Origin of the sequence: Novosphingobium sp. PhB55, assembly GCF_004368805.1 — a bacterium.
Taxonomy (GTDB): Bacteria; Pseudomonadota; Alphaproteobacteria; order Sphingomonadales; family Sphingomonadaceae; genus Novosphingobium.
Genome location: NZ_SODQ01000009.1, coordinates 23,360 through 48,869 on the forward strand (window position 1 = coordinate 23,360; position 25,510 = coordinate 48,869).

A 25,510-nucleotide genomic window follows, 5' to 3' on the forward strand; every position below is an offset into this window, starting at 1 on the left:
TTCGTATACGATATTTTTCATACAAATTTGTCAAGTTGCATCACGTTCGACCAAAGGCATCATCGCCGTTGCTTGACTCATAATATACGATATACGTAGCGTCACTTTGACGGAGGTGAGCCTTGGACAGCGCTGACGATGATGCATTCAACCGATCGCCTGGCAGCCGCTCCATTCCTCGCCGCCAGCTTCGCTTCACGCCGTACGGTCCGCTTGACCGACGGGGGCTGATCCGCGCCGGACTGGCGGGCGTATTCCTGCCCGCGCTTCAGGCGCCGCTGCAGGCCGCATCCTCGTCGCCTCCGCTCGTGCCGCGAAAGGTGAGTGCCTTACTCGCGTCCCCCGGAAAGCCTTTCAGGCTGGGCTTCGACGGAGGGCGCGTCACCAGTCTCTCTGCCGCCTCGAAGGCTATACCGGGAGATTTCATCCATGCGGGCGCCGCGATGGGAAATGCCGCCGGGACTTACCGCATCGCCGATGGCCCATGGCAACGCTTTGAAACGCGCACGCAAGAACCTGAGGATGTCAAACAGACCGCGAATGGGTTGGAGGCGCGATATCGCCTGGCTCCGGGCATTTTCGTCACGTGCAGTTTCGCGCTTGAAGCCGATGGGCTGCGCCTCAACCTGACGCTTTCCAACGAAACGGCCCTGCCGATGGAATTCGGCGATCTTGCCCTTCCGCTGCCGATCAACATGATCCACGCGGCAAAGGACGATCCTGACGCCGTTCTCAAGCACAGCTTCATTTCCGGACGCAGTTCGCACATTTTCTGGCAGCGCAAAGACAGTCTTACGCCTTGGCTTGCCATGCTTCCGGAAAAGGGCGCTGCGCTTGAATACTGGGATGCGCCCAAGGGGTCACCAGACCTCTATCGGGTCTTTTTCCACGCCGCCGCCGAAGTCGCCGCCGTGCAGGCGGCAGGATCGCGGTGGCGCCTGCCTGCGACCAGTCTCACGCTCGCACCGGGGGAGGCAGCCAGCAGAGGCGTTCGTTTCCTGCTCGTGGACGGCTACGCTGCGATGCGCCGGACCATCGCCGAGTACGGGCTGATCGACGTCGAAGTCGTGCCGGGCATGACCGTACCCATCGATCTGGACGTAACCCTTTCACTGGGTTCGAGTGTGTCGGTCGTCCGGCTGGAGCCCGAACATCCTGCGCAGACCGAATGGACGCCGCTTGGCGAACGGGCCGGACGGAAGCTCTTTCGCCTGCGCTTCGCCCGGCTCGGCGAAAACCACGTCACGCTGCATCAGGCGGACGGGGGGCGGACTACGCTGGAATTCTTCGTGACCGAACCAGTCGAGACGATGATCGCCAAGCGCGGGGCCTTCATTGCCGCGCACCGTCATCGCGATCCGGCGAAATGGTACGATGGTCTGCTGGCCGAATGGAACATGGAGAGCGAAACCCTGCTCGGGCCGGACAATTACGACCGGATCAAGGGCTGGCGCATCTACGAGGTGACCTGCGATGACCCGGGCCTCTCCAAGCCCGCCTTCCTTGCCGCCAAGAACGCGGAATACCCGGTGCAGGCCGAAATCGACGCCCTGGACGATTACGTCGAGCACTTCGTCTGGGGCGGCCTCCAGCGCACGACCGAGGAGCAATGGCCTTACGCGCTTTACGGCATCCCAGACTGGAAGCGGAACCGCGACAGTGCCGATCCGGGCGACAAGGGCCGCAAGCACTTCTGGCGGCCCTACGACTACCCCCACATCGCGCTCCTCTATTTCGCGCTCTATCGCATCGCGCGCGACCGGCACGGCTTCCACACGCGCCTTACCGCAACCGACTATCTCGAACGCGCCTTCGGCACTGCGCGGGCCATGTTCGTGATCCCCAAGGAGATCATCGGTTGGGAAGCGGACTCCACCGGTTTCTACAATGAACTGGTCATTCCCGAGGTGATCGAGGCCTTGCGCCTCGAAGGGCGTATGGCGCAGGCAGACGAACTGGCCGGGCACTGGGAGCGCAAAGTCGCTCACTTCGTGAACGAAGTCGAAGATCTCTTCGCCTCGGAATATGCATTCGATTCCACCGGCTTTGAATCCACGCAGGCGATTGCCCGCTATGCGCTCGACCGACCGGAGCGCTTCCCGCCCGAACAGGCGCGCGCTTTCGCGAAACGCCAGATGGATGCCAACCTGTTCTGCAGGGGATGGCTGCAGCCCTCGTACTACACTCTCGGCAGCGATTATCGCGGACAGGCTGGCGATGCCTATACGCTCAGCTACATGGCGCAAATGGGCGGCTGGGCCATCCTCGATCATGCCTTGAACGACACCCCCGATTATCGTCCGCTGCTGCGGCTCGGCCATGCCTCGGCGTTGAGCAGTTGGGCGCTGCTGAACAGCGGGACGCCGGAAAGCGGCTATGGCTACTGGTATCCCGGAAAGGCCAACGACGGCGGCGCGGGAGGCGGTTTTGAGCCTGCCGCCCTCGGCGAGACGTGGCTGGACCAGCCCCATCGGCATGGCTCGTGGTATTATTCCTGCGAGATCGACCTCGGCTTTTGCGGCGCTCTGCGCGCCGCCGCCACCTCGCTGGTCGATGACGATCTGTTCGGCCGTATCGCTCTTTCCGGCGTGTTGGAAGAGCGCGATGACCAACTTCTGATCCATCCTCGCGACGGTGTGCGACGGCGCTTCCATGCGCGCCTCGGAGAGCTTGGCCTTGATATCCGGTTGCTGGATGACGGCCGGTTCGCATCTGACACGCCGATCCGGGTGAGCCCTTGGCTCGAACAGTGCGCGTTCGAGATCGAACACTCCGCCGGTCCAGCCCGCACCCTGAGGATACACATCGCGGGCAGGAACGGGCGGCGCTGGAAGCTGGCAGAATCGGACCGGCCTCCGGTTGCGGGCGTGCATACCATCGTCGTGAAGGAAGGCACTCTGCGCACCAGTCTAAGGGCCCGAGCCGAATAAGCTGAGGTTCTCGCAGCGTCGACAGCCCGTCAACCCTTGCCATGGTAGCGACCCTTGCAAGACGGATCCGCTGATCCGGCGCGGCGGCTGGTTTATCCGCTTACGCCGGAACCGGTCACTGGGCATTGATCGCCGATGCCCTGGAGGCGGTCGATCCTTACCATTGCTTTAAAAGCAGATCGCCGGAATCCGTGCACGCATAAAGGCCCGCTGTCGGACCATAGGCGTGCGTCGTTGCCAGGGCGACCGCGGGACGAGCGCCCTCGTCGGGCGAATGGCCGGGACCATTGCCCGTCATGTCCGTGGAGGTAAGGCCGGGATCGACCGCATTCACCTTGATCCCCTCACTCGCCAGTTCCTTGGCCAACTTGACGGTCAGCATGTTGAGCGCCGTTTTCGACGCGCAATATCCGGCAAAGCCCACCGGCCAGGTCTCACTGCGCATGTCCAGTGCCTCGCCAAGGGAACTCAATCCACTGCTCATCATCACAATCCGGGCAGAACCGGACTTGCGCAGGAAGGGCAGAAAGGCCTGCGTTACCCGCATGACGCCGAAAACATTTGTCTCGAACATCTGCGCCATCTCGTCGATCGATTCCTCGGCCACGGATGGCGGAGGGGCGAACATGAGGCCCGCATTGTTCACCAGCGCATCCAGCCAGCCAGCCTCGCGCTCGACCGTCGCTGCTGCGCCGGCGACACTGATGGCATCGGTGACATCGAGTTGCACGGCGTGGGCATCGATGCCGGCCTTTCGCAAGGTATCGGCGGCAGCTTCACCGCGCTTCAGGTCCCGGCATCCCAGCCAGACACTGTAACCGCGCGCGCCCAACTGGCGCGCAATGGCAAGGCCGATGCCCTTGTTGGCGCCCGTCACGAGGGCAATGCGGTTCGTGCTCGACATACTATCTCATCCTGACCATCAATCCGGTCAAGATAGTACGATCTTCGTATTATTCAAGTTTCGTGTTGCGCTATCTTCAGGGTGAGGCGAACGAAATCGGCGCGCTCTGCCGGGTCGAGCGGCTCCAGCATGGCGTTGCAGGCATCCTGATAGCCCTCCATGTAGCCTGCCACGGTATCCTTGCCCCCCTGGGTCAGGTTCAGAGCCACCGATCTGCGGTTCGTCTCGGGCCGGTGGCGCTCGATCATGCCGCGACGCACGAGGCGGTCGATCGAGGACGACATCGTGGTGAGCGCAACCTGAAGATGCCTCGCGACATCACCCAGTTTGCAGTCCGGATTGTCGCCGATGAAGAGCAGCGCCTGCACATCAAGGGCATTGAGCGAATTGGCGATCGCCGCAGTCGCTTCCGCCACCTTGAAACGACGGGTGAACCGCTCAAAGGCGAGGGTGAGTTGTCTCAGTTGTTCGGCAGGAGGAGCGATCATGCACCCTTGAAGCATCTTTGGGGCTGGCGGGTAAGCCCCGGTGCGTCAGGCCCATCACATTAAGCGGCAGCTTCCCGAAAGTGCCTGGGTCCTCTGACGCGGCTCGCCTCAAACTTCAATTAGGTCATGGCCTTAAGGGTGAACTCGCGGACCGATGGTCACAAAAGTGTGCGCTGTCGCACCAGGCAATCGGGAACGCAGTGGCGCAGGGTGCGCTGGGTATGGGACTGGATCTTCGGACGATGGCTTTGACGGAGGCGGGTTTTGCCCAGAGTGGCCGCGCTCGGTGACGATTGCGAGCGGTAGCTACGCTCCGTCGGCGAAGTCCGCGCCGGGCGCGCAGTCTCCGCCAGCGCGCGCGTTTCGCTGTAATGCCTTGGCCGCGCCGCCGGACCAGCATGGCCCCGCGGCGCGACGTTCGCGTTACTCCGGCCTGTGTTCCAGCGTGAAGCTGAGCGTCGCGGTGTGCTCGACATTGCGATACCTGGCGGGATTGTCGCTGGGGCCGTCGTAGACGGCATGGACGACGTTGAGCCCTTGATTGCGAACGGCAAAGGTGACGGTGCCGTCGGAGCCGGTGACGGTTTCCTTGGCGTCCGGATCGTTGACGAAGTCGTTGATGAGGCGCGCGCCCGCCACCGGCCGGCCTTTATACAGCACCTTGTACGTCAGCTTCCGGCCCAGCATCGCGGGGATCGGGCCGGCGGGGACGATCTGCAGGGTCTGGCCGGGAAGCGCAGGGACGGTGCCGGCGAACGGGCCCTGAATCCGGACGGCATACTTGATGTTCTTGGTGGAGATGTCGGCGCCGGGCATCTCGTCCAGGCCCTTCTTCTCGTACTCGCCGCCCTTCATCCGCGACCATACGCCGTTCTGCAGGATCGCAGTCACGAACCTGGGCCTGGTTTCGGTTTCGACGAGCATCGCGAGCCCCGAGATCCGGTGCTGCGCCTTGATCGGCTTGACCTCGGCATCGTAGGCGGCGACCGTATCGATCAACGGCTCCCGCTTCACCATGTCGAGATCGTCGGCGCCTTCGCCGTAGATCAGCACGATCTGCTTCGAGCGTTCGGTAATGTAGATGCCGTGCGCCTGGGCGAGCGATGCGGGTGCGAGCAGCAGAGCGGTGAGGATCGCGGCTTTCATGGCAGTCTTCATCATGCACATCCTTGCTTGAGTTCGGCGAACGAGACGGGTCTTGCCGGCCATCACAGGCCGACCGTGATGCTGGCGATCGCGCTGAGCGGGGCGCCGGGATAGAGATTGCTGCCGAAGCCGCGCTCGGCGTATTTCTTGTCGAACAGGTTGTTGACGTTGGCCTGCAGCTTCACGTTCTCGGCCAGCGGATAGTAGGCCAGCAGGTTCACCGTTGCGTAAGAGCGGATGTAAGGCGCGGTCGCCGCAGTGCCGGCGATGCGCCCACCGACGTAAGTGACGCCAGCACCCGCGCCGAGCCCCTTGAGTGCGCCTTCCTGCACTTCGTAGACGTTGAGCAGGCTGGCCGAATGGCGCGGCGTGTTGGGCAGGCGTTGGCCCAGCCGCAGGCGATTGTCCCTGGTCACTTCGGCATCGGCGAAGACATAGCCGCCCACGATCCGCCATGCCCTGGTCAGGTTGCCCGTGATCGAGAAGTCGAAGCCCCGGCTGCGCACTTCGCCGGCGGCGATACTGTAATCCAGATTGTCCGGGTCAGTGGTCGCGACGTTCTGCTTGGTGGTGTGGAACAGCGCCGCTGTCGCGCTCAGCCTGCCGTCCAGCAGTTCCAGCTTCACACCGGCCTCGTAGCTGGTGCCGCGTTCCGGCGCGATGACATTGCCGTTCACGTCCGCTGCGGTATTGGGCTTGTTGGAGCGGGCATAGCTGCCGTAGACCGAAACTTGCGGGGCCAGCACGAAGACCGTCCCAAGGCGCGGCGTAAATACCGTCTGCTTGAACGCAGAAGTGACCCCGCTGCGCAAATTCAGGTTGTCGCTCTCGTATCGCTCCAGTCGTCCGCCGACCAGCAGCTTCAGCCAGGGTAGCAATGACACCTGGTCCTGGGCGTAGCCCGCGAATGTGCGCGTCTGGGTGCGGATGCTGGTGAAGGTACCGTTCAGCCGCGGGATTGCGGAGCCATAGACCGGCGCGAAGATGTCCAGCGTGAAGGGCGACAGCGTGGGGCTCGAATTGCGGATGACCTCGGTATAGTGGAAGGCCTCGAACTCGGCGCCCAGCAGCACTTCGTGCTCGACGCTGCCGGTGGCGAACTGGCCGGTCAGGTTCACCTGTGCATCCAGATCGCGCCACCGCAAGGTACGCTCGCTATAAGTGCGCACCAGGGTGCGGCCATCTGCGCGCAGACTGGAGGCCTGGATGCCGGGGCCGCCCAACTCGCCATTGTAATACTGGGCGCCCGCCCGCAGCTTCCAGTCGGGCGCCAGCTTGTATCCCGCGACGATGCTGCCAAGGCCATTGCGCACGCGCCACCGGCCGACGGACGGCTCGCCGAAGAACCGTGAAGCGGGAATGGCGATGTCGAGCTGGTTGCTGAAGGCGGGATTGCCGCGGTCCAGCGGGGTCTTCACCTGCACGAACTCGCTGCTGAGAGTGAACGTCAGGTCCGGCGAGGCATCCCAGGCGACGACCGGCGCAACCACGATGCGGTCGGACTGGACATGATCGCGGAAGCTGTCGCCACCTTCCACGGCCGCGCCGAGGCGGTAGCGCACGGTCCTTGCCCTATCGATGGGACCGGTGGCATCGACCGTTCCGCGCCAACCGCCGAAGCTGTCGATCCGGCCGCTGACGGTCTGGGCCATCCTGTCGGCAGGTACGCGCGAAACGATGTTGAACGTGCCGCCCGGATCTCCGCGACCATACAGCAGGGCAGCGGGGCCACGCAGCACCTCCACGCGCTCGACGGCGATGGAGTCCGGTGCCGGCGGATAGCCGCGGTTCATCGGAAAACCGTTGCGGAAGTATTCCGAGGTTGTGAAACCACGCAAGTTGTAGTCGGTGAGACCGGTGCCCCCGAAGTTGTTGCCGCGCGTGATGCCGCCGGCATAGGCTAGCACGTCCTCGACACGGTTCGCTTGCAGATCGTCGACCACCTGCCGCGTCAGCACGGTCACGGACTGCGGCACTTCGAGTAAGGGCGTGTCCGTGCGCGTCGCGCTGCTGGAGCGGGTTACGTTGTAAGCCCCGGTCTTGCCCGTGACGACGATCGTATTGTCGGCGGGCTCGGTCTCGGCAGCAACCGCCATCGTGGGAACCGCCGATAGTACGAGGCTTCCTGAAAGCAGCGCGGTCTTGGTACTCTGTCTCAATGCAATCCCCCGGGGCGTCGAGCAACACCGGGCAGGAGGCGTCCGCGCGAACGGTCGGCGCGCGCGGTGGCCGGACACCCCAAAAGGCGGCTGACGCACGACACCGATGCGGCCTCCGCCGCATTCTCGTCGCTCAGACGGAGAAAACTGACCGTGCCAAGACCATCCCCTGGGTCAGGCAAGAGCGACCGGTGCGACGGCAGGTCTCCTGGCTTGCGGGTCATAGCTTGATGCACGGCCTTCCCAGGCCTCGCAGGATTTAGCGTCCGGCCCAGTGGCTGGCGGCTCGGGCATTTCCCGTCCGCACATGTGCATCGCGCTCGCCGCTCACAGTTGCAGGGACAGCCTCGGATTCAAAGGCGCAGAGCCCTTTCACCGTGTTCCCTTTTAAGCCTTTTTCAAGGCACCGACGCGATCAGCCCGGGAGCTGAAGCGCCCAGGCGCGGTTGGCGATATCTGTGATGATCTCAATTCGCAATAGCATAACGCTGCCTGGAATGTCGGTATCCGTCGGCGGCGATGCTTTCGGGAATGATCGTCTGGGCGAACGACGGGTTTCCAACTCACTGCTCGCGATAGCGCAGCGCTTCAGACATGGTCTCACGTTGCATTATTGAATTTCACTCAGTGCTGCATGTTCATCTTTCAGGCTAATGGATGATGGCGCCCGCGCCTAGATGGTGGCCATGACGTTTTCGTTGCCATGCCCACCGGCCTTACGCCGCCTCGATGCGCAAATTGGCGCGCTGCCTACCAGGCGCATGGCGCCTGAAGCCAATGGCCTTCTCAAAGACAAAGCTCACGGTCGAAGGGCTCGCTTCCCAATGGAGACATCCCATGCCCAGACATGAGCGGTTCGGACACCAGGTCTGGCACCAGGCCTAGGCGTCTTCAGGAACCACCCGGCGCTCCATTCTTCAACTCTCTGCCGGCGCAGCTGCACCTGGCTTCCTTCCCATCACCATCCCATTCGCGGAGGCACAAGACATGTCCAACGGCACAGATAATTTCTACGTGAGTGACCGCGTCACGATCGAGAAAGTCACCTTCAGAAACCAATACGGCATGACCGTCGCCGGCAATTTCTTCATGGCCGACGATCTGGATCGAGGCCGCCGCCACGGCGCCCTTGTCGTCGGCCATCCAATGGGCGCGGTGAAGGAGCAGAGCGCGAACCTCTATGCCACCAGGATGGCGGAGCAGGGCTTCGTCACCAATTGATCAGGCGCCCCAGCGAGCGGTGCCTCTGCCGTGCTGCCGAGCATCGACATGGCACGCAGCAACAGATCCGCGCATTCAAGGTAAAAGCATGCATGTTTCGATAACCACGACCGCGGATGACGCGGGGCCCGGCGCTGCACCATGGAGTGCAGTTCTGGCAATGACACTGTGTGCATTCGTGCTGGTGTCGTCGGAGTTTCTTCCGGTCAGCCTCCTTACCCCGATGGCGCGCGACATGATCGTCAGCGAAGGGCAGGCCGGACAGGCCATTGCCGCGTCCGGTCTGTTCGCTGTTCTGACCAGCCTTTCGATATCGTCGCTCACGCGCAAGCTCGATCGCAAGCTTGTGATCCTGTGGTTGACGGGGCTTATGATCGTATCCGGCGCCATCGTCGCCTTCGCCCCGAGCTATCCGGTGCTGCTGGCCGGGCGGGCCGTTCTCGGAATCGCAATCGGCGGTTGCTGGTCTATGTCGACGGCAGTGCTCATGCGCATCTCGAATGGAGCGTTTCTTCCACGGGCCATCGCGACGCTTCAGGGCGGCAGTGCATTGGCGACGGCCGTGGCGGCGCCGATGGGCAGTTTGCTCGGCTCTGTCGTGGGCTGGCGCGGCGCATTTTTCTGTCTTGTTCCGCTCGCGGCGCTGGCGCTGATATGGCAGGCAGTCAGCCTCCCCAGGCTCCCTGCGCAGCACGGATCGCGGCAAGCGAGCGTCATCACCCTTTTGAGCAAGCCCGGCATTTTCATCGGACTGATCGCCGTAGCTGTCCTGTTCATGGGGCAGTTCGCCCTCTTCACCTACCTGCGCCCGTTCCTCGAAACCGTCACACATGTCGACATATCCTGGCTATCGATCATCCTGCTGCTGATCGGCCTGTCGGGTCTTGCCGGAACGGCCGCCATAGGGCCGCTCGTCGCAATGAACCTGCGCAGGGTGCTCGTGGTCATACCGGCCTTGATGGCTGGCGTGGCCCTTGCATTGGCAAGCTTCGGTGGCTCGTTCTGGCCGACCGTCCTGCTGCTTGCGGCATGGGGCCTGATTGCCACACCGGCGCCGGTAGGATGGTTTACCTGGCTCTCTCAGGTGCTTCCCGATGATGCCGAGGCCGGCGGCGGATTGATGGTCGCCGTCATTCAACTGGCCATCACGCTCGGCGCGACCATGGGCGGCGCCATCTTCGATGCCACCGGCGTGCGCGCCACTTTCGAGGTCAGCGCGGCTCTGCTGGTCCTTGCCGCATTCCTTGCCGCAATGGCTGCGCGTCGAGCCGGGCAACGATCCGAACTCTCGCCAGTCTCCTGACCGATCAACAAGGACATCTACATGCGCGATATCACTGCCAAGGTTTCGTGGAACATCGGGACAGCTTGAAAGTTCTAAAGAACGAGCTGCTCCGAACATGTCGGCGCAGCGTTGGTGTAGTTAGTCTAAGGGAGAGCACTCATGTTTCGCTGGGCAATAATTTTTGCTGTCGTCGCATTGATCGCTGCGCTTCTGGGTTTTGGCGGCGTTGCGGGCCTCTCGGCCAGCCTCGCAAAGGTCTTCCTGCTGGTGGCGGCCGTAATCCTGGTTCTCGGCTTCTTCTTTGGTCGCGGCACAAGGGTACCCTGAAGCTTTTCGGCTCGATGAAACGCTCTGTGTAGAGACGTTTGTTTGGGTCCTGGTAAAGGCCGTGCGGCAGAAGCGCTCATAGCAGCGCTTCTGCCGCACGGTTATCCGGTATCACTTCTAGGCCAGCTGTTTTGCTGGAATCCAGCATTCAGAGGAACAAGAGTTGACTATGCTTGCAATCACGGCTGCAGACCGGGAAGCGGCGAAAACGCTGCGTGAGGCGCTGGCCAACGTATCCGACTTCTGGCACTGCCCTGGTGACGAGGGAATACTCTGCCAGGTTCTTGCCGCGCATCGTATCCAGGCTGAGCGCCGGCTTTTCGAACAGCTCGCCGGTTCCCTGGTTGTTCCGACGTCAGAACCGAACTTGAAACTGAGCAATTCCGCCCCGGCCCTTTCAGATCACCATCGCCATCTGCGGCTTCGCCCTTAGCCGTCCCATGTCGCGGACGGGCGGGGCGCCGAAGAGGCGACGATATTCGCGGCTGAACTGGGAAGGACTGTCATAGCCGACGCGAAAGCCCGCCTCTGCCGCGTCGAGCCGGTCGGCCAGCATCAGCGCCCGCGCTTCCTGCAGCCGCAGCTGCTTTTGATATTGCAGCGGGGTCATGGCGGTGGCGCGGCGGAAATGGTCATGGAAGCTCGACAGGCTCATGCCGGCAAGGGCGGCAAGGTGCGCACCGCTGAAAGGCTCGCGGAAATGGGTCTTGAGCCATCCGATCGCCTGCGCGATCTGGCCGGTGCGGCTTTCGCCGCTGGCGATGGCTCGCAGCACGCTTCCGCCCGGCCCGGTCATCAGCCGCACCAGCAATTCCCGCTCGATCAGCGGTGCGAGCAGCGGCGCATTCGCCGGATCACTGAGCAGTGCCGTCAGCCGCGTGGCCGCGTCTATCAGTTCAGGCGTCATCGGGTGTAACGTCATCCCGCTGCTCTCATCCGCGCCCGCCGGCAGGGGCGGCAGGGTCAGCGCGATCTCCGACAGCAGGGCGGGGTCGAGATAGAGGCAAAAACAGAGATAAGGCGCGTCCGCGCTCGCCTGCGTCACCGCGCCCGTGATGGGCAGGTCGAGCGAGGCGACGAGATAGTTGGCGGGGCCATAGTCTATCACCGCATCGCCCAGCAGCACGCGCTTGCCCCCCTGTGCGATGATGCACAGCGCCGGGCGCTGCACCATATGCACCGGCTCGCCGCGCTGGCCCGAGCGGACCAGCGCCAGTCGAGCGATGGGCATATCCATGATGCCGTCGCGCTCGGCGTATCGGGCAATCTGCTCAGCCAGTTCCTGATGCGCCATCAACGCTACTTCCTCAGAGGTCGGTAAGATCAGCCTACACGGCTGGCCACGGCCGATCCACCCCGATGCGGGCAATCTGGAATATCGTGCAATCATCCCGGATGACCGTTCTACCGCCTCCCGACCAGATAGCGCCATGTAGAGGGCATCGGATCGATGGTTCGGTCCGCCCCAACAGGAGTGACTATCATGGCTATCGAGGACAAGGTCATCGCGATTACCGGCGCCAGCAGCGGCATCGGCGAAGGCACGGCGCGGCTGCTGGCGGCGCGCGGCGCCAAGCTGATGCTGGGCGCTCGCCGCACCGACCGGCTTGCCGCGCTGGCGGAGGAACTGAACGCAGCGGGAGGCGCGGTTGCCTTCCGGTCGCTCGACGTCACCGACCGCGCCGATTTCGAGGCGTTCATCGCCGCGACGGAGGCCGAATATGGCCGCGTCGATGTGCTGGTCAACAATGCGGGCCTGATGCCGCTGTCGCGCTTCGACAGCCTGAAGGTCGATGAATGGGACCGGATGATCGACGTCAACATCCGCGGCGTCCTGCACGGCATAGCCGCCGCCCTCCCTCGCTTCAAAGGCCAGGGCAGCGGCCAGTTCGTCAACATTTCCTCGATCGGCGGCTATGCCGTGTGGCCGACCTGCGGCGTCTACAGCGCAACCAAATATGCGGTGCGCGCGATCTCCGAAGCGCTGCGCATGGAGCATGACGACATTCGTGTCACCACCATCGCGCCGGGCGTGGTGGAATCGGAACTGGCCCACACGATCACCGATCCGGTCGCGGCGCAGGCGATGGTCGATTTCCGCTCCATCGCGCTCGCCCCGGACGCGATCGCGCGCGCCATCGCCTATGCGGTGGAGCAGCCGGCGGATGTGGACGTCAACACGCTGATCGTGCGGCCGGTTCGCTCAACGATCTGACCGGGATGGGGGGCATTCGCATATTGCCCCCCGTAACTCGCTGCAGCCAAAGTCCTGCTCAGGCGGCCAGTGCGGCAGCTTGCGGAATGCGCCCAGGCCGCAGCGAGCTATCCCTCGCCTTAGATCGTTGGACGCTGCTCATCGAAATCGCGTTGTGCAGTGATTTGGATTTCAATCGTCACTCTGTCGGCGAGCTTGATCGAGCCGGCCTTCCTGACCGCTGCCTTGACTGGCAAAAGATAGCTGTCTCCCTTCGGAAAAAGAGAGGTCGTGAACGGGATTTCATTTACGACTGCATGCACGGGCACCACACCCCAGCCATAGCTGGCTATCCGGGCGGCATAGCGCACCTCATCCACGCAATCGGTGGGCACGGCAACGAAGAAGAAGGGGGCGGGCCCGCGCCATTCGAAGACTTCGCCCGCGAAGGTGAAGCGCGCGAGAGGGGAAGTGTCGAACGGCATGGCGAACCAGTCTATGGCAACTACGGTACGCGCGATAGCCTCGCCGGCACGAACGATAGTCGGCACCTGAGCGTCGTTTATCGGAAAGGGTGGCTTCCACGGGAACGGCGAGGCATCGACGTGCCGGTTGTGCGTCGTCCCAAATCGGTTACCACATGGGCAATCGATATTCCAAAGCGCGGATTACGTCAAAAATGCAGGACGAGGTGCGGCAATCAGTGGCGGCGAAGGCAGATCAGAAACCGGTCAGAAGAAGAGGGCGTCCGGTAGCCGCCGATTCCGCTAAGATCACACAGGACATCCTGACCGAAGCCACGCGAATGTTCCTGGAGTTGGGGTATGAAGGCACCTCAATGGATGCCGTTGCCACCAGCCTTCGCATTCCGCGCACTACCCTCTATAAGCGCTTTTCGGACAAGGCGGACCTTCTTCAATCCGTGATCGATGCAAAGATTGCATCGTGGTCCGAACTCAATACCAAACGCGATCCGGCGCTGTCGCACGATCTTGTCGAGCAGCTGATCAGCTATGTCGAAGCGATGCTGCTTTGGGGGACGAAACCCGAAGTTCGCGCCATTACCAGGCTTGCAGGCAATCTGACAGGAACGGCGGGATCGGGGTTCAGTGGCCACAACCAGAAGGGCTACCGCAGCCTCCATGCGCTCATAGCGACGTCGATTCGCGAGTATGGCCCTGCCAGAGGGTTCAAAATGCGCGATCCGGAAGGCGCGGCAGACCTGGTGATGGCCGTGACGGGGGGAACGATCGCCGTACGTCCCGAAGCGGAACCTTTCAAAGACGATGAGGCGAAAGTTGTCGCGAGATCCCTTGTCGAGCGCATTGTCGGAGGGGCGGGGTCCTGGTGATCTGAGATCGAATTCATGATCGCCGTGACGAAATAATACAATGTGTAGCTATATTGACTTGGTGCTGGCTCGATCCGATAGTCCTGTTTGAACAGCGGATAGATGCATCGAGATGACGGCGCTGGAGCCGCCACGCGCATCGATCCCAGCTCCTGTTCGGGAAAGGATTATCAATGCGCGCACTTCTCTCGGCGGTACTTTTGGCTCTGGCCATGACGGGATCCGTGACGGCCTATGCCGAAACCCCGCCTGCAGCTGCCAAAACCAAAGCTGCCTACAAGGTCCAGGAAACCGATCTCGGCACGATGCTGGATGATCCGGCATCGAAGGCCATTCTGCTCAAGCATATTCCCGAGATCGTCAATAGCCCGCAGATCGAGATGGGCCGCGGAATGACGCTTGCTCAGCTCCAGCAGTTTGCCGGCGATCAGCTCACCGATGAGAAGTTAGCGACCATCCAGACCGAACTCGACGCGGTAAAGCCCCACTGAGGCCGCCGGTTTCAGATCAGTAGCGGCCAGCCAGCCCGCCCCTCAAACAAGGGAGGGCCTCGTGCAATTTGGTGGTCGCCCCGCTTAATCCGTGCCCGATCGAGCGGGGTAGGGGACCTCTTTCTCGCCAGTGGGCAGAAAGAGGTCCTTTTGCTACTCGCCCGGTTCCCCGGCGCTCTCGGTCAGAATTTGCACTGGCGGCAGAAGCCCGGAAGGGCTGAAGCCCGGAAGGGCAAACCTTCGACGCCTTGCTGTAGGCTGGAAACGCAGTCCAGGCGACTTTTTGTGGCGCCAGGCTGCCGGTCACCGATGCGGCGGTTCACCCATTCCGGGATCCGCGTTTTCGCTCAGCGATGAAAGGGTGTCTATCATCGGGGCAGGCGGTGTCCGCGATCACTACCGAGGCAAACCAGATCGCTCCAAGCGCGCTGGCGGCGAGGAGCGCGCATCGTGGAACGCTGCGGATCATGTCAAAGGCCCCTTATCTTTCGCCCACCTCGAACGATCCGCCGAGCGATGCCGTGGAATCGCCGCCAACCCAGACCTCGAAGTCCGAGCTGTCCTCGATCCAGCTCCGCGTGGCGTCGCTCCAGTAGCGCAGGTCTTCCGGACTGAGCGTGAAGGTAAGCGTCCGCTTCTCGCCCGGCTTCAGGGTCACGCGCTCGAAGCCCTTGAGTTGGCGGACCGGCCGGGAGGAGGTGCCGTGCTTTTGATGGATGTAAAGCTGCGCCACTTCATCGCCGCTTCGCGGGCCGCTATTGGCGACATCGACAGTGATGTTCACCGGACTGCCGTGCGCAACCTTGGGCGTAAGCACCTTCAGATTGGAGTAGGCGAAGCTCGTGTAGCTGAGCCCGAAGCCGAAGGGCCAGGCAGGTTCGTTGCTCCCTTCCTGATAGCGCTTGGCGGCATCGGTCGGATCGTGGGAGGGCAGGCGCGCGTAAGTCATAGGGGTCTGGGCGGCGCTGCGGACCCAGCTGATCGGCAATTTGCCGCCGGGCACGGCATCGCCGAACAGCAGGTTCGCGGCGGCCGCTGCTCCCTGGCTGCCGGGATACCAGATGTCGAGGATCGCCGCGGCCTTGCTGTCCTGCACTGTGAGCGGACGGGCGCTCATCAGGACGACGACCACCGGCTTGCCGGTGGCCACCACCGCGTCGAGCAGTTCCTTCTGGCGTCCGGGCAAGTCGAAACTCGCCCGCGAGGCCTTCTCGCCGCTCATGTTCTGCGCCTCGCCGAGCACCAGAATGGCGGCGTCCGACTGGCGAGCCAAGGCGACCGACTTTGCAATCTCGGCGTCTTCGTCGATGGGTTCGGGCTTGGTCCGCTTGCCATCCATCATGTCGAAGGGTGAGGGGTTCACGCGTGCGGGAATGCGGACACCTTCGGAATAAGACACGGTGACGCCTTGCCCGACTTTCGCGCGGATACCGGCCAGCAGGCTTTCGGCGCTGGGGTTGTTCATCGAGAAAATCCAAGGGCCGAGCATGTCACGCTGGGAATCCGCAAGCGGCCCGATCACGGCGAGCGACCGGACTTTCCTGCGGTCGAGCGGCAACAGGTCGCCTTCGTTGCGCAGCAATACGGCCGACCGCTCGGCAGCCGCGCGGGCGGCGACGGCATGGGCCGGATCGGCGAGGACTTTGGCAGCGCGTGCTTCATCGACATAGGGGTTTTCGAACAAGCCCATGCGGAACTTCGCGGCGAGGACCGGTCGTACCATGGCATCGAGTTCAGCGGTGGTCAGCTTGCCCTCGGTGATGGCGGCCGCGAGCGAAGGCATGTGCGCCTTCTGCCCCGGCGGCACCATTTCCATGTTCGTGCCGGCCGAGATCGCCTTGACGGCAGCCTCGGTTCCATCCTTTGCAATGCCATGTGTCCTGAGGGCATCGACGCCGCCGGCATCGCTGACCACCCAGCCCCTGAAGCCCCACTCGGTGCGCAGTGTGTCGGTCAGCAGCCGGTGGTTCCCGGCTGCGGGCACGCCGTTGAGCGCCATGTAGGCGGCCATGATGTTGCCCGCGCCTGCGTCGATCGCGGCCTTGAATGGTGGCAGGTAGAGGTTGTGAAGCTGGTTTTCCGAGATTTCCGACTGGTCGTAGTCACGCCCGCCCATGGCAGCGCCATAGCCTGCGAAATGCTTCGGCCCGGCAATGATGTGACTGGGCGCGCCGATGTACGATCCCTGGAATCCCCGGACTTGCGCCGCGGCCATCGCCGATCCCAGGTACGGATCCTCGCCCGCGCCCTCGACGATGCGGCCCCAGCGGGCATCGAGGGCAACGTCGACATTGGGCGCGAAAGTCCAATGAATGCCTACCGCCCGCGCCTCCTGCGCCGCTACCGCCTGCGACCGTTCGACCAGCTTCAGATCCCACGATGCCGCCATTGCGAGGGGCACGGGAAAGATCGTGTGAAGGCCATGAATGACATCGAAACCCACCAGCAGGGGGATCTTCAGGCGGGTCTGCTCGACGGCCATCTTTTGCGCGCGATTGAGCAGTTTGGGATCGGTCGTGAAAAGGATCGAGCCAGCCTTGCCGGCGGCAATCTGATCGTCCACGCCTTTGGCCATCGCTGGAATCTGGGCAAAATAGAAGAACTGGCTGAGCTGGCCGGCCTTCTCCTCGGCGGTCATCTTTGCCAGGAGCGCCTCGACGCGGGCCTCGATAGCGGCGTCGTTTGCCGGAAGCTGGGAGGATGAGGGCTTGGGTCCCGCTTGCGCGTCAGCCGGGTGAATAAGCGCGCTGCCCAGCAGCAGACTGGCCGCGAACTTTGCTGCAATACGGCGCATTTCGAGATCCTCCTGATAGGGCGTTGAAGCGCGCCCGTGATTTTTTGCGTCTGGCTGTGAACGACAAGAGGGCGGGTGATCTTGGATCACCCGCCCAGGTCGGAGGTTCGGTTCGCGCCAATCAGCGCGAACCGAACGAGAACCTTACATTGAGGCCGAACTCGCGCGGCGGCGTCATGGTGATGCCGGTGTAAGTGCTGGTCGTCGTCGCGGCCGTTGGCCCGGTGAGGATCGGGCCGTTCGGTCCGAACCCGCCGAAGCCGAGTTGCTGGTAGCTGGTCGAAAGCGGGCTGGTGCGGGAAAGCGCCTTTTCCACTTCGAACAGGTTCTTGGCGTAGAGCGAAACCTCCCACATTCCCTTGGGATCGCGAATGCCCGCGTAGAGATTGACCAGGGCATAGTCGCCGACGTTGTCGTAGATGTTGGTGGGATCGCTCTGGGATTTGCCGTTGTAGGTCACCAAACCGCGAAGGTAGCCATCAAACCTATTGGAAATCGGAAGGCTGTATTCGCTCTGGAGCGTGGCCGAGAAGGGGGGCTGGAAAGCGGAACGCTGCGTCACCTGGCAGGTGGCCAGGTTCTCGGAGCCGACTGCGGCCTGAAGCTGCGCAAGTGATGGTGCCGACAGGACGTTGTCGGGCACACCGTCGCCATTGAGGTCGTTGCAGGGAACCGTGCCGTTCTTGATCTTGCCGAGCGAATAGCTGGCGAGCAGGCCCATCGTCCAGCGATCGGAGATATCGAAGGAGAGATCGCCTTCCACGCCGTTCACTTCGACAGGGACAGCGCCCACGAAGTTGAACTGGCCGACTTCCTGATGGATGCCGGTAACCTGTCCGGCGCTGTTCCTGTCCGCCACGGTATTGACGTAGTAGACGCCGTTGGACACGCGGTAGGGGTAGTTCTTGAACTTCTGATGGTAACCGGTGACGTTGAAACGCATCCGACCGCCCATGAGCGTGCTCTTGAAACCGACTTCATAGGACTTCGAGGTTTCGGCAGGAAGGTTGGTGAAGCTCTTTTCGGTAGCCGAGGGCAGGATGTTGAAATCGCCGACCACGTTGATGCCCGGCCGCCAGGAACTGCCGGTGCTGGCGTAGACCATGAGATTGGGCGTGATGTTTTGCTTGATGGAGCCGGTATAGATCCACTTCTTGGCATCCTGCCCATCGGTGGAGACGGTATTGCCGCCCACAACCAGCGTATTTTCCGAATTGTAGTCGATATGCCTGAGGCCGCCGGATACTTCGGTGGAATCGGTTACGTGAAGCGTCAGATTACCGAAAATCGATTGCTCGTGATTGCCACCGAAGCGGCCGATCGGTGTCGTGACCGCAGTCGCAAGGCCGCCGCCGAACAGGAGCGGCAGGCGAACCGCCGTGCTGCGCAGGAGATCCGTCGGCGCGTCGTTCTTCTGGTCGAAGAAGCCGACAACGTAGTCGACCATGCCGAACAGGCGTTCCTGGTTCTGCAGGCGGACTTCATGGGACGTCGACTTGGTGCGGGTGTGGGTCGCCTGGAAGATCGTATCGCCGGGGAACACCACTGCGGAGTCGAGGGAGGTGCTGGCATGGACGTTCTGGGTATAGTGCTGGCCCTGATAGATCAGGGTCTGGCCGGCCAGGTTCGCTTCGGCACGCCAGTTGTAGATGTTGTAGACCTGCTTGATCCGGCGCGGCTCGACCTGATCGGTGCGGCGGTCGCTCGTATCGATGTAGACCGGGCTTGGTGCGGCATCGGGATTGACCTCGCTGAAGGAGGCGACCTGATCGTATCCCACCGCATTGCGCTGCATATGCTGGTAGACGCCTTCGAACCTCAGCCAGTCGGTCGGCTGGATCAGGCCGCTGACGCGTCCGGCGCGGGTACGGGCGAAGGGATCGCGGCCGCCATAGCTGGTGTCGAGCGGCTTGACGCGGTTGTCCTCGTTCTCGTCCCAGACGCCGGCGACACGAATGGCGGCGATGCCCTCGATGACGGGCAGGTTGAGCGCGGCCTTGATATTCTGCGTGCCGATGTCGTTGGCCGTCATGTCGACCGTGCCGCCAACGGTATAGAGATCGGGCTTGCGACTGGCGACGGTGATCGATCCTGAAGGCGAGGCGCGTCCGCGCAGCGTGCCCTGAGGACCGCGCTGGACTTCGATCTGGCCGATATCGAACATCTGCTGAAGAACGATGCCCGCCACGATCGGCGCGTCGTTCATGTAGAATTCGACGGTGGAGTTGAAGCCACTGGCATTCACGTCGAAATTGACGCCGCGCATCTTGGCGCTGCCGCCGACGCCGTTGGATTCCGTTGTCAGTTCCAGGCCGGGAACGAGTGTCTGAACTTCCTTGAAGTCGCGGATATTGAGCTTCGCGATCTCTTCGGACGTCACGGTATCGATGACTGCGGGGACATCCTGAACGTCCTCGTCGCGGCGGCGCGCCTGGACGATGATGACGTCCGCGGCGTTTTCGGTGGCCGGCGCCGATTGCGCCCATGCAGGCGTCGCCACGGCGAACAAGCTGGTGGACGCCAGCAGCAGGTTGCATCCTGTCTTGATCATATTCCCTCCCGTTTTTTGTTTTCTTGCTCGCAGCAAGCGCTCACGCAGGACCGCGGTCAAAGGCGAAGGTCCTCGCTCCGGATGCCCGCCTCAGCTTGGGACCGGGCGCGATCGATCTTCGCAATGGCTGCGGCAAATCCGATGGTTCCATCGTCCTCTTCCCGTCCCGGAGCTGGCTTGACATGCCGTCCTTGCCACTTAAAACAACACACCGTTGCTATTTAGACAAGGCACAAAATAAGCCCGAGCCCATCGGGGGGGCGATGATCGCGGCGACCGAGAAAGCAGGAGAGGACCGATGGATCAGCGCACATGGCGCGCAGGACTGGTTGAACAGCGCCATGCGCTGCGGCCACCGCTCGTCGAACCGGCGCTCGCACTGCCGTCTCAAGACAATTCCATGAGAGGATGACCAATTTGGACGCGCCACTTTATCCGCCTGCGAAGGCCTACGATCCACCGCGCAGGCTTCCCCGGATACTCAGTTCGCGAGAGACGCCGATCGCTATCCTGCAGTCGATCCCGGCGGCCTGGGCGATCGTTAACAAACAGATACCAGGAATGGATCGGCGCATCGGCAATGAGATGATCAAGCCGCACCTTGGCAACTTCTCGCTCGAATCGCTGCTCGTCTTCGGGGTTGTGCAGCGGGAGCCTCTGGCACGGATCGATGCCGAACTGGCCAGGCTGGGAGAAGTCATGTGAGCTTCGAATTTGACACCAATCGGCGCCAGGCGCTCATGGTCGCAGGAGCCGGTGCCGTCTTTCCCATGGTCGGCGTGGCTGCGGCAAAACCACCAGTCTTGCCGCAGCGAGCAAGCTGGCCGCTGCGGGATATTCCGTTCGACGATGGCTGGAAATTCCATCGCGGTGGCGGGGATGGTTTCGAACAGGCCGGCCTCGATGACAGTACATGGCGCGTCGTTGACCTGCCGCATGACTGGAGTGTCGAGGATGTGTCTGGCGGCGCCGAGCCGGCCCAGATCGGCCCGTTCGACAAGACAGCCGTTGGCAAAGGCGCGACCGGCTTCACCGTTGGCGGTGAGGGTTGGTATCGCAAGCGCTTCAGCGTTGCCGGCTATGCTCCCGATGCGCGCATCGAACTGACGTTCGATGGGATCTATCTCGAAAGCGACGTCTTCCTGAACGGCCATCCGGTCTCCAGCAACGTGAATGGCTATATCCCGTTCGCCATCGATCTCACGCCCTATCTCGACCGCAAGGGCGACAATGTCGTAGCGGTTCGGGTTCGCAACGAAGGGCGCAATACCCGCTGGTACGCGGGGTCGGGCATCTATCGGCAGGTGACGCTGGATGTGCTGCCTAAACTGTGCCGGATCGCGCGATGGGGCGTTGCGGCCTGGACTCGCCGGTTCGCAGACGGACGGGCCGAGGTCGATCTGACGACATCGCTCGAAGGCGAGGCGGCGGGCTACGAAATCGTCACCCGCCTCATCGATGCCGAAGGTCGCACTGCCGCGCAAGGTCGTGTGGCTGCGGGAAGCGAAGTACGCCAGACGCTCACGGTGCAGGGCCCCCGGCTTTGGTCGCCCGATCATCCGAACCTTTATCGGCTCGAAACCGAGCTGCGCCGCGGTGACAAGGTCGTCGACAGGCTGGAGCAGCCCTTCGGTGTCCGTATCGTGACTTTCGATCCCGCTCGCGGGATGGCGATCAACGGCGAGGTTATCAAGCTGCGGGGCGGCTGCGTCCATCATGACAACGGGCTGCTGGGCGCCTGCGCGTTTCGCGATGCCGACGAGCGGCGGATCCGCCTGCTCAAGCAGCGCGGTTTCAATGCCATCCGCAGTTCACACAATCCCGCCTCGCGCAGCCTCAGGGAAACTTGCGATCGTCTGGGCATGCTGATGATCGAGGAGGCCTTCGACGCCTGGCACGAGCACAAGGAGCCCCAGGACTTCTCGGTTCATTTCCGGGAGCACTGGGAAGAGGTGATCCGGGGCATGGTTCTGCCTGCCCGGAACAGCGCCTCGGTCATCATGTGGAGCATCGGTAACGAAATCCCCTTTCGTGCCAGCGACGAAGGCGTCGAATGGGAATGGAAGCTCGCCAATGCGGTGAAGACGCTGGATCCGACCCGGCCGGTGACCGCCGGGCTCAACGGTGTCCTGGGGCAGGAGATGATCGCCGGAGTCGATACCGCGCGTCCGGGATTTGCCGGAAAGGTCGATAACGCCTCCACGATGTTCCTCGACGTGCCGGGGTACAACTACCGGCTCGAGGACATCGAACGCGAGCATTTCAGCCACCCCGAGCGGGTCGTCTACGGCTCCGAGACTTTCGCGCGCGAGGTCTTCGACTACGCTGCGCTGATGGACCGCGCGCCCTATTTCCTCGGCGAGTTCCTGTGGACGGCGATGGACTACATCGGCGAGGCGGGGATCGGCGCGACGGCATTCCTGAAGAATGGCAGCCTGCCTTATTACTTCGCGGCGTGGCCCTGGGTGAACGCCTGGTGCGGCGATCTCGACCTCATCGGATGCCAGAAAGCCTCTTCGCTGGCGCGCGATGTTGCATGGGGCCTGGCTCCTGTCACCATGACGGTGCAGCGCCCTGCGCCTGATGGAACCTTCCCCTGGACCGCCAACTGGGGCTGGCCGGACGAGCTGGCGAGCTGGAACTGGAACGACCACAAAGGCAAACCCCTCAAGGTGCGCGTCTATACGGCCGGCGACAAAGTCCAGGTGATCCTCAACGGTCAGACGGTCGGTGAGAAAGCGCTGGCAGCCGGCGACAAGATGACGGCGGAACTGCCCGTGCCCTACGCGGCCGGCACACTCGAGGCCGTCGCCTGGAAAAACGGCAAGGTCATTGGCCGCACTCACCTGGAAACCGTTGGCGAGGCAGTATCCTTGCGGGTGTCGGCCGAGCCGCTGTCCCAGCGCCGCGGCCGCGATGCGCTCGCCTATCTCAAGATCGAGGTGGTGGATGCCAAGGGACGGGTTCTGCCTGACGACATGCGGCCGGTGACCCTTGCGCTGGAAGGCTCCGGCGAACTCGCCGCCTTTGGCAGCGCCAATCCGCAGGCCGTGGGCTCGCTGAAAGCCAGCCACACCAGGACCTTCAGGGGGAAGGCGCTCGCGATCCTGCGCGGCCGAGGCAAGGGAACGCTCCGGATCACAGCCCATTCGCCGGGGCTTCGCGCGGCCAATGCAAGGGTCGCCTTCGAATAGGCCCGGCGAAAGCCGGACACGTCGGAAGGCCGTGAGGGAGAGAGAACCACGCCATGAATGCCATCGCACGAAGTGCTGACGCGGCAATATCCGGCGGCGCGAATATCAGAAGTTCCGGGCGCCGGCTCAATGGATCGGTCGTACAGAAGATCGGCCGGGACATCGTGTCCGGCCACTATCCGCCCGGCTCCATACTCTACGGGGAGGTCGTTTTCGCGCAGGAACTCGACGTGTCGCGCAGCGCCTATCGCGAGTCCTTGCGGGTATTGTCGGCCAAGGGTCTCATCGAAAGCAGGCCCAAGGCGGGTACGCGCGTTCTTCCGCGAGAATGCTGGAATGTTCTCGATCCCGATGTTCTGGAATGGGCCTTTACCGGCAAGCCCGATTTCGGGTTCATCCGCGACATCTTCGAACTTCGCGGGCTGATCGAGCCCGCGGCCGCCGGTCTTGCCGCCCAGCGGCGTTCGCGCGAAGATGTACAGGCTCTGCGTCGATCGATCGACGCGATGCGCGGCCATACTCTGGCGAGCGAACCAGGTCGCCACGCGGACCGCGATTTTCACCAGACGATCCTGAAGGCCACCGGTAACGGCGCGCTGATGGTCCTGACCGCCAGCGTTGGAGCAGCCGTCAGGTGGACGACCCAGTTCAAGCAGCAGGCGCGAACATTGCCGCGCAATGCCATCCCCGAGCACGTCGAAGTGTGCGAGGCCATTGCGGCCCGGGACTCCAGGCGCGCCTCGGAAAGCATGAACCGTTTGATCGAGCAGGCCCTCGAAGACACCAGAAACGCGGTGGAAGCTTTGTGACTATGCGCTCACTTCTCCGCGTTTCGGTTCGTGCTTTGCTGCCGGCCGTGGCTGCCGGCTTGCTGATGGGCTTCGGAACGGCCGGAGCGAAGGTTGGCGCCGAAAATTCACCCGTCACTTACCAGAACCCGCTCCTTTACGCCGACTACTCCGACCCCGACGTGATCCGCAGCGGGGACGCCTATTATCTGGTGGCGTCCAGCTTCCACATGTCGCCGGGTCTGCCGGTGCTGCGCTCCCACGATCTCGTGCACTGGACCCTCGTCTCGCACGTTCTTGCCCGGCTTCCTGACACTCCGGCCTACAATCTGGTGGGAGCGTTCAAGATCACGGACGCCAATCCGCGGGACACGGCCGGCACGAAGTACGGTGGCGGCCCCTGGGCACCGTCGATCCGGGAGCACGGCGGCCGCTTCTTCGTCTATTGGGCTACCCCGGATGAAGGCATCTTCATGGCCACCGCGCGCCGGCCCGAAGGTCCCTGGAGCGCCCCGACCACAGTAATTTCCGGCCCCGGCTTTGAGGACCCCTGCCCTTTCTGGGATGAGGACGGGACCACTTGGCTCGTTCACAGCAAAGTCGGTGCAGGTCCGCTCATTCTGCACCGCATGCGTGCCGACGGCACCGGCGTTCTCGATGAGGGCCAGCTCATTGCCGAGGACAAGAAGAGGCTTCCGGTCCTTGAAGGCCCCAAGCTCTACAAGCGCAATGGCTGGTATTATATCTTCGCCCCCATCGGCGGGGTGGGGACCGGGCCGCAAGCTGTCGGTCGATCGCGCCGCCTCGAGGGTCCTTATGAATGGCGCGACGTGCTGCTTCCCGGCGGCGACCTGAAGCTCAAGGGACCGCATCAGGGTGGCTGGGTGGAGACACCGGACGGGAACGGCTGGTTCCTCCACTTCAACCTTACGGGAGCCTTCGGCCGCATTGTACATTTGCAGCCGCTCACCTGGCAGCAGGATTGGCCGATCATTGGAGCGCCGGTTTCCGGACAGGATGCCGGTCTGCCCGTCGCTCGTTGGCCCATGCCGAATACCCGGAAATCGGGAGGTTCGGATCGCCTGCAAGGTTCCGATCAATTCGGGGCGCGGCGGCTCTCCATCCAGTGGCAGTGGAATCACAACCCCGACGATAGCGCATGGAGCCTGCGTGCCCGACCCGGTTTCCTCAGCCTCACGGCGCTTCCGGCGTCCCAGATCGTCACCTCGCGAAACACCCTTACGCAGGTCATGCAAGGACCGGCGCCAGGCTATGTGACCCGGCTGGAGATCGGGCGAATGGCCAATGGCCAAAGGGCAGGCCTGACGCTGTTCAACGCGCAGCCGTCCTGGCTTGGTGTGGTGCGCGATGAAGGGGCCAATCGGATCGTGCTTTCCCGAGCAGGCCAGGAATCAGCGATCGCCGACGTCTCTGGCTCGGTTCGCAGCGTGGTGCTCGCGGCGAATGTGACCAAAGACGGCATAGCCACTTATCGTTACAGTCTCGACGATGGACGAAGCTTTGCCGTCGCTGGCGAACCTCTTAAACTCGCGTGGTATGGCTGGTGGAAGGGCACTCGCCCGGGACTGTTCTCGTTCAACACTCTGGCGCAAGGCGGTGTCGCCGATTTCGACTGGTTCCGAGCGAGGCAAGACATGCACGGACAGTGATGTCGCTTGCTTCGTCG

20 protein-coding genes and 1 riboswitch are annotated in these 25,510 nt (G+C 62.9%); of the genes, 12 read left to right on the forward strand and 8 right to left on the reverse strand.

All coding sequences use genetic code 11. The annotated features are described in order from the left end of the window. The first annotated feature begins 545 nt into the window (after positions 1 to 545). On the forward strand, positions 546 to 2,930 hold the full coding sequence (locus tag EDF57_RS21525; protein WP_134095764.1) for a DUF5695 domain-containing protein: 2,385 nt from the start codon (positions 546 to 548) through the stop codon (positions 2,928 to 2,930). A gap of 157 nt (positions 2,931 to 3,087) precedes the next feature. On the opposite strand, the gene EDF57_RS21530 is transcribed toward EDF57_RS21525, so the two are convergent. The 4 genes from EDF57_RS21530 to EDF57_RS21545 all read right to left on the reverse strand — a co-directional run bounded on the left by EDF57_RS21530 (position 3,088) and on the right by EDF57_RS21545 (position 7,564). Further along, positions 3,088 to 3,834 carry an SDR family oxidoreductase gene (locus tag EDF57_RS21530; RefSeq protein WP_134095765.1) on the reverse strand — a complete coding sequence of 249 codons (747 nt, stop codon included), beginning with the start codon at positions 3,832 to 3,834 and terminating at the stop codon, positions 3,088 to 3,090. 53 nt (positions 3,835 to 3,887) lie between these two features. Continuing rightward, entirely contained in the window at positions 3,888 to 4,322 is a 435-nt protein-coding gene (locus EDF57_RS21535) for a MarR family winged helix-turn-helix transcriptional regulator (protein ID WP_208324928.1), read from the reverse strand. A gap of 423 nt (positions 4,323 to 4,745) precedes the next feature. Further along, positions 4,746 to 5,480: a DUF4198 domain-containing protein gene (locus EDF57_RS21540; protein WP_134095767.1), complete on the reverse strand. Its 735-nt coding sequence runs from the start codon at positions 5,478 to 5,480 to the stop codon at positions 4,746 to 4,748. Positions 5,481 to 5,530: 50 nt separating this feature from the next. After that, positions 5,531 to 7,564 (reverse strand): TonB-dependent siderophore receptor, encoded by a 2,034-nt coding sequence (locus EDF57_RS21545; RefSeq protein ID WP_134095768.1) that lies wholly within the window; start codon positions 7,562 to 7,564, stop codon positions 5,531 to 5,533. Positions 7,565 to 7,807: 243 nt separating this feature from the next. Then, positions 7,808 to 8,053, reverse strand: a riboswitch (cobalamin riboswitch). 561 nt (positions 8,054 to 8,614) lie between these two features. Here EDF57_RS21545 and EDF57_RS21550 point away from each other — a divergent pair. The 4 genes from EDF57_RS21550 to EDF57_RS21565 all read left to right on the forward strand — a co-directional run bounded on the left by EDF57_RS21550 (position 8,615) and on the right by EDF57_RS21565 (position 10,893). Next, on the forward strand, positions 8,615 to 8,848 hold the full coding sequence (locus tag EDF57_RS21550) for an alpha/beta hydrolase (RefSeq protein ID WP_208324929.1): 234 nt from the start codon (positions 8,615 to 8,617) through the stop codon (positions 8,846 to 8,848). A 160-nt stretch (positions 8,849 to 9,008) separates the two neighbouring features. Then, positions 9,009 to 10,151, forward strand: coding sequence for an MFS transporter (locus EDF57_RS21555; protein ID WP_243841203.1), 1,143 nt, complete (start codon positions 9,009 to 9,011; stop codon positions 10,149 to 10,151). Between the two features lie 141 nt (positions 10,152 to 10,292). After that, positions 10,293 to 10,460, forward strand: coding sequence for a DUF1328 domain-containing protein (locus EDF57_RS21560; protein WP_132265397.1), 168 nt, complete (start codon positions 10,293 to 10,295; stop codon positions 10,458 to 10,460). Positions 10,461 to 10,629: 169 nt separating this feature from the next. After that, positions 10,630 to 10,893 (forward strand): hypothetical protein, encoded by a 264-nt coding sequence (locus EDF57_RS21565; protein WP_134095770.1) that lies wholly within the window; start codon positions 10,630 to 10,632, stop codon positions 10,891 to 10,893. On the opposite strand, the gene EDF57_RS21570 is transcribed toward EDF57_RS21565, so the two are convergent. Continuing rightward, complete coding sequence (locus EDF57_RS21570) at positions 10,858 to 11,754, reverse strand: AraC family transcriptional regulator (protein WP_134095877.1); 897 nt, start codon at positions 11,752 to 11,754, stop codon at positions 10,858 to 10,860. The genes EDF57_RS21565 and EDF57_RS21570 overlap by 36 nt on opposite strands. A 189-nt stretch (positions 11,755 to 11,943) precedes the next feature. Between EDF57_RS21570 and EDF57_RS21575 the strand changes: the two genes are divergently transcribed. Beyond that, the gene (locus EDF57_RS21575; RefSeq protein ID WP_134095771.1) at positions 11,944 to 12,675 is read left to right on the forward strand and encodes an SDR family oxidoreductase; all 732 of its coding nucleotides are present in this window, start codon (positions 11,944 to 11,946) and stop codon (positions 12,673 to 12,675) included. Positions 12,676 to 12,794: 119 nt separating this feature from the next. Here EDF57_RS21575 and EDF57_RS21580 read toward each other — a convergent pair whose 3' ends face one another. Continuing rightward, positions 12,795 to 13,205, reverse strand: a complete 411-nt coding sequence (locus EDF57_RS21580) for a DUF1905 domain-containing protein (protein WP_243841204.1) — start codon at positions 13,203 to 13,205, stop codon at positions 12,795 to 12,797. An 89-nt stretch (positions 13,206 to 13,294) separates the two neighbouring features. Between EDF57_RS21580 and EDF57_RS21585 the strand changes: the two genes are divergently transcribed. Both EDF57_RS21585 and EDF57_RS21590 read left to right on the forward strand, forming a co-directional pair. Further along, positions 13,295 to 14,005 (forward strand): TetR/AcrR family transcriptional regulator, encoded by a 711-nt coding sequence (locus EDF57_RS21585; RefSeq protein ID WP_134095772.1) that lies wholly within the window; start codon positions 13,295 to 13,297, stop codon positions 14,003 to 14,005. Between the two features lie 173 nt (positions 14,006 to 14,178). Continuing rightward, positions 14,179 to 14,496, forward strand: a complete 318-nt coding sequence (locus EDF57_RS21590) for a hypothetical protein (protein ID WP_134095773.1) — start codon at positions 14,179 to 14,181, stop codon at positions 14,494 to 14,496. Positions 14,497 to 14,977: 481 nt separating this feature from the next. Here the strand turns inward: EDF57_RS21590 and EDF57_RS21595 are convergent, their stop codons facing one another. Together EDF57_RS21595 and EDF57_RS21600 are read right to left on the reverse strand one after the other, a co-directional pair. Then, entirely contained in the window at positions 14,978 to 17,290 is a 2,313-nt protein-coding gene (locus EDF57_RS21595) for a glycoside hydrolase family 3 N-terminal domain-containing protein (protein ID WP_134095774.1), read from the reverse strand. Between the two features lie 121 nt (positions 17,291 to 17,411). Then, a complete protein-coding gene (locus EDF57_RS21600) occupies positions 17,412 to 19,841 on the reverse strand; it encodes a TonB-dependent receptor (RefSeq protein ID WP_134095775.1) in 2,430 nt (809 codons plus the stop codon). Between the two features lie 408 nt (positions 19,842 to 20,249). On the opposite strand from EDF57_RS21600, the gene EDF57_RS25625 reads away from it, so the two are divergent. From EDF57_RS25625 to EDF57_RS21615, 4 genes are all read left to right on the forward strand, one after another. Beyond that, positions 20,250 to 20,546, forward strand: coding sequence for a hypothetical protein (locus EDF57_RS25625; RefSeq protein WP_166675348.1), 297 nt, complete (start codon positions 20,250 to 20,252; stop codon positions 20,544 to 20,546). After that, on the forward strand, positions 20,543 to 23,035 hold the full coding sequence (locus tag EDF57_RS21605; RefSeq protein WP_134095776.1) for a glycoside hydrolase family 2 TIM barrel-domain containing protein: 2,493 nt from the start codon (positions 20,543 to 20,545) through the stop codon (positions 23,033 to 23,035). The genes EDF57_RS25625 and EDF57_RS21605 overlap by 4 nt, the downstream gene beginning before the upstream one ends. A 53-nt stretch (positions 23,036 to 23,088) precedes the next feature. Further along, positions 23,089 to 23,844, forward strand: a complete 756-nt coding sequence (locus EDF57_RS21610; protein WP_134095777.1) for a FadR/GntR family transcriptional regulator — start codon at positions 23,089 to 23,091, stop codon at positions 23,842 to 23,844. 65 nt (positions 23,845 to 23,909) lie between these two features. After that, positions 23,910 to 25,493, forward strand: a complete 1,584-nt coding sequence (locus tag EDF57_RS21615) for a glycoside hydrolase 43 family protein (RefSeq protein ID WP_166675360.1) — start codon at positions 23,910 to 23,912, stop codon at positions 25,491 to 25,493. Positions 25,494 to 25,510: the final 17 nt, after the last annotated feature.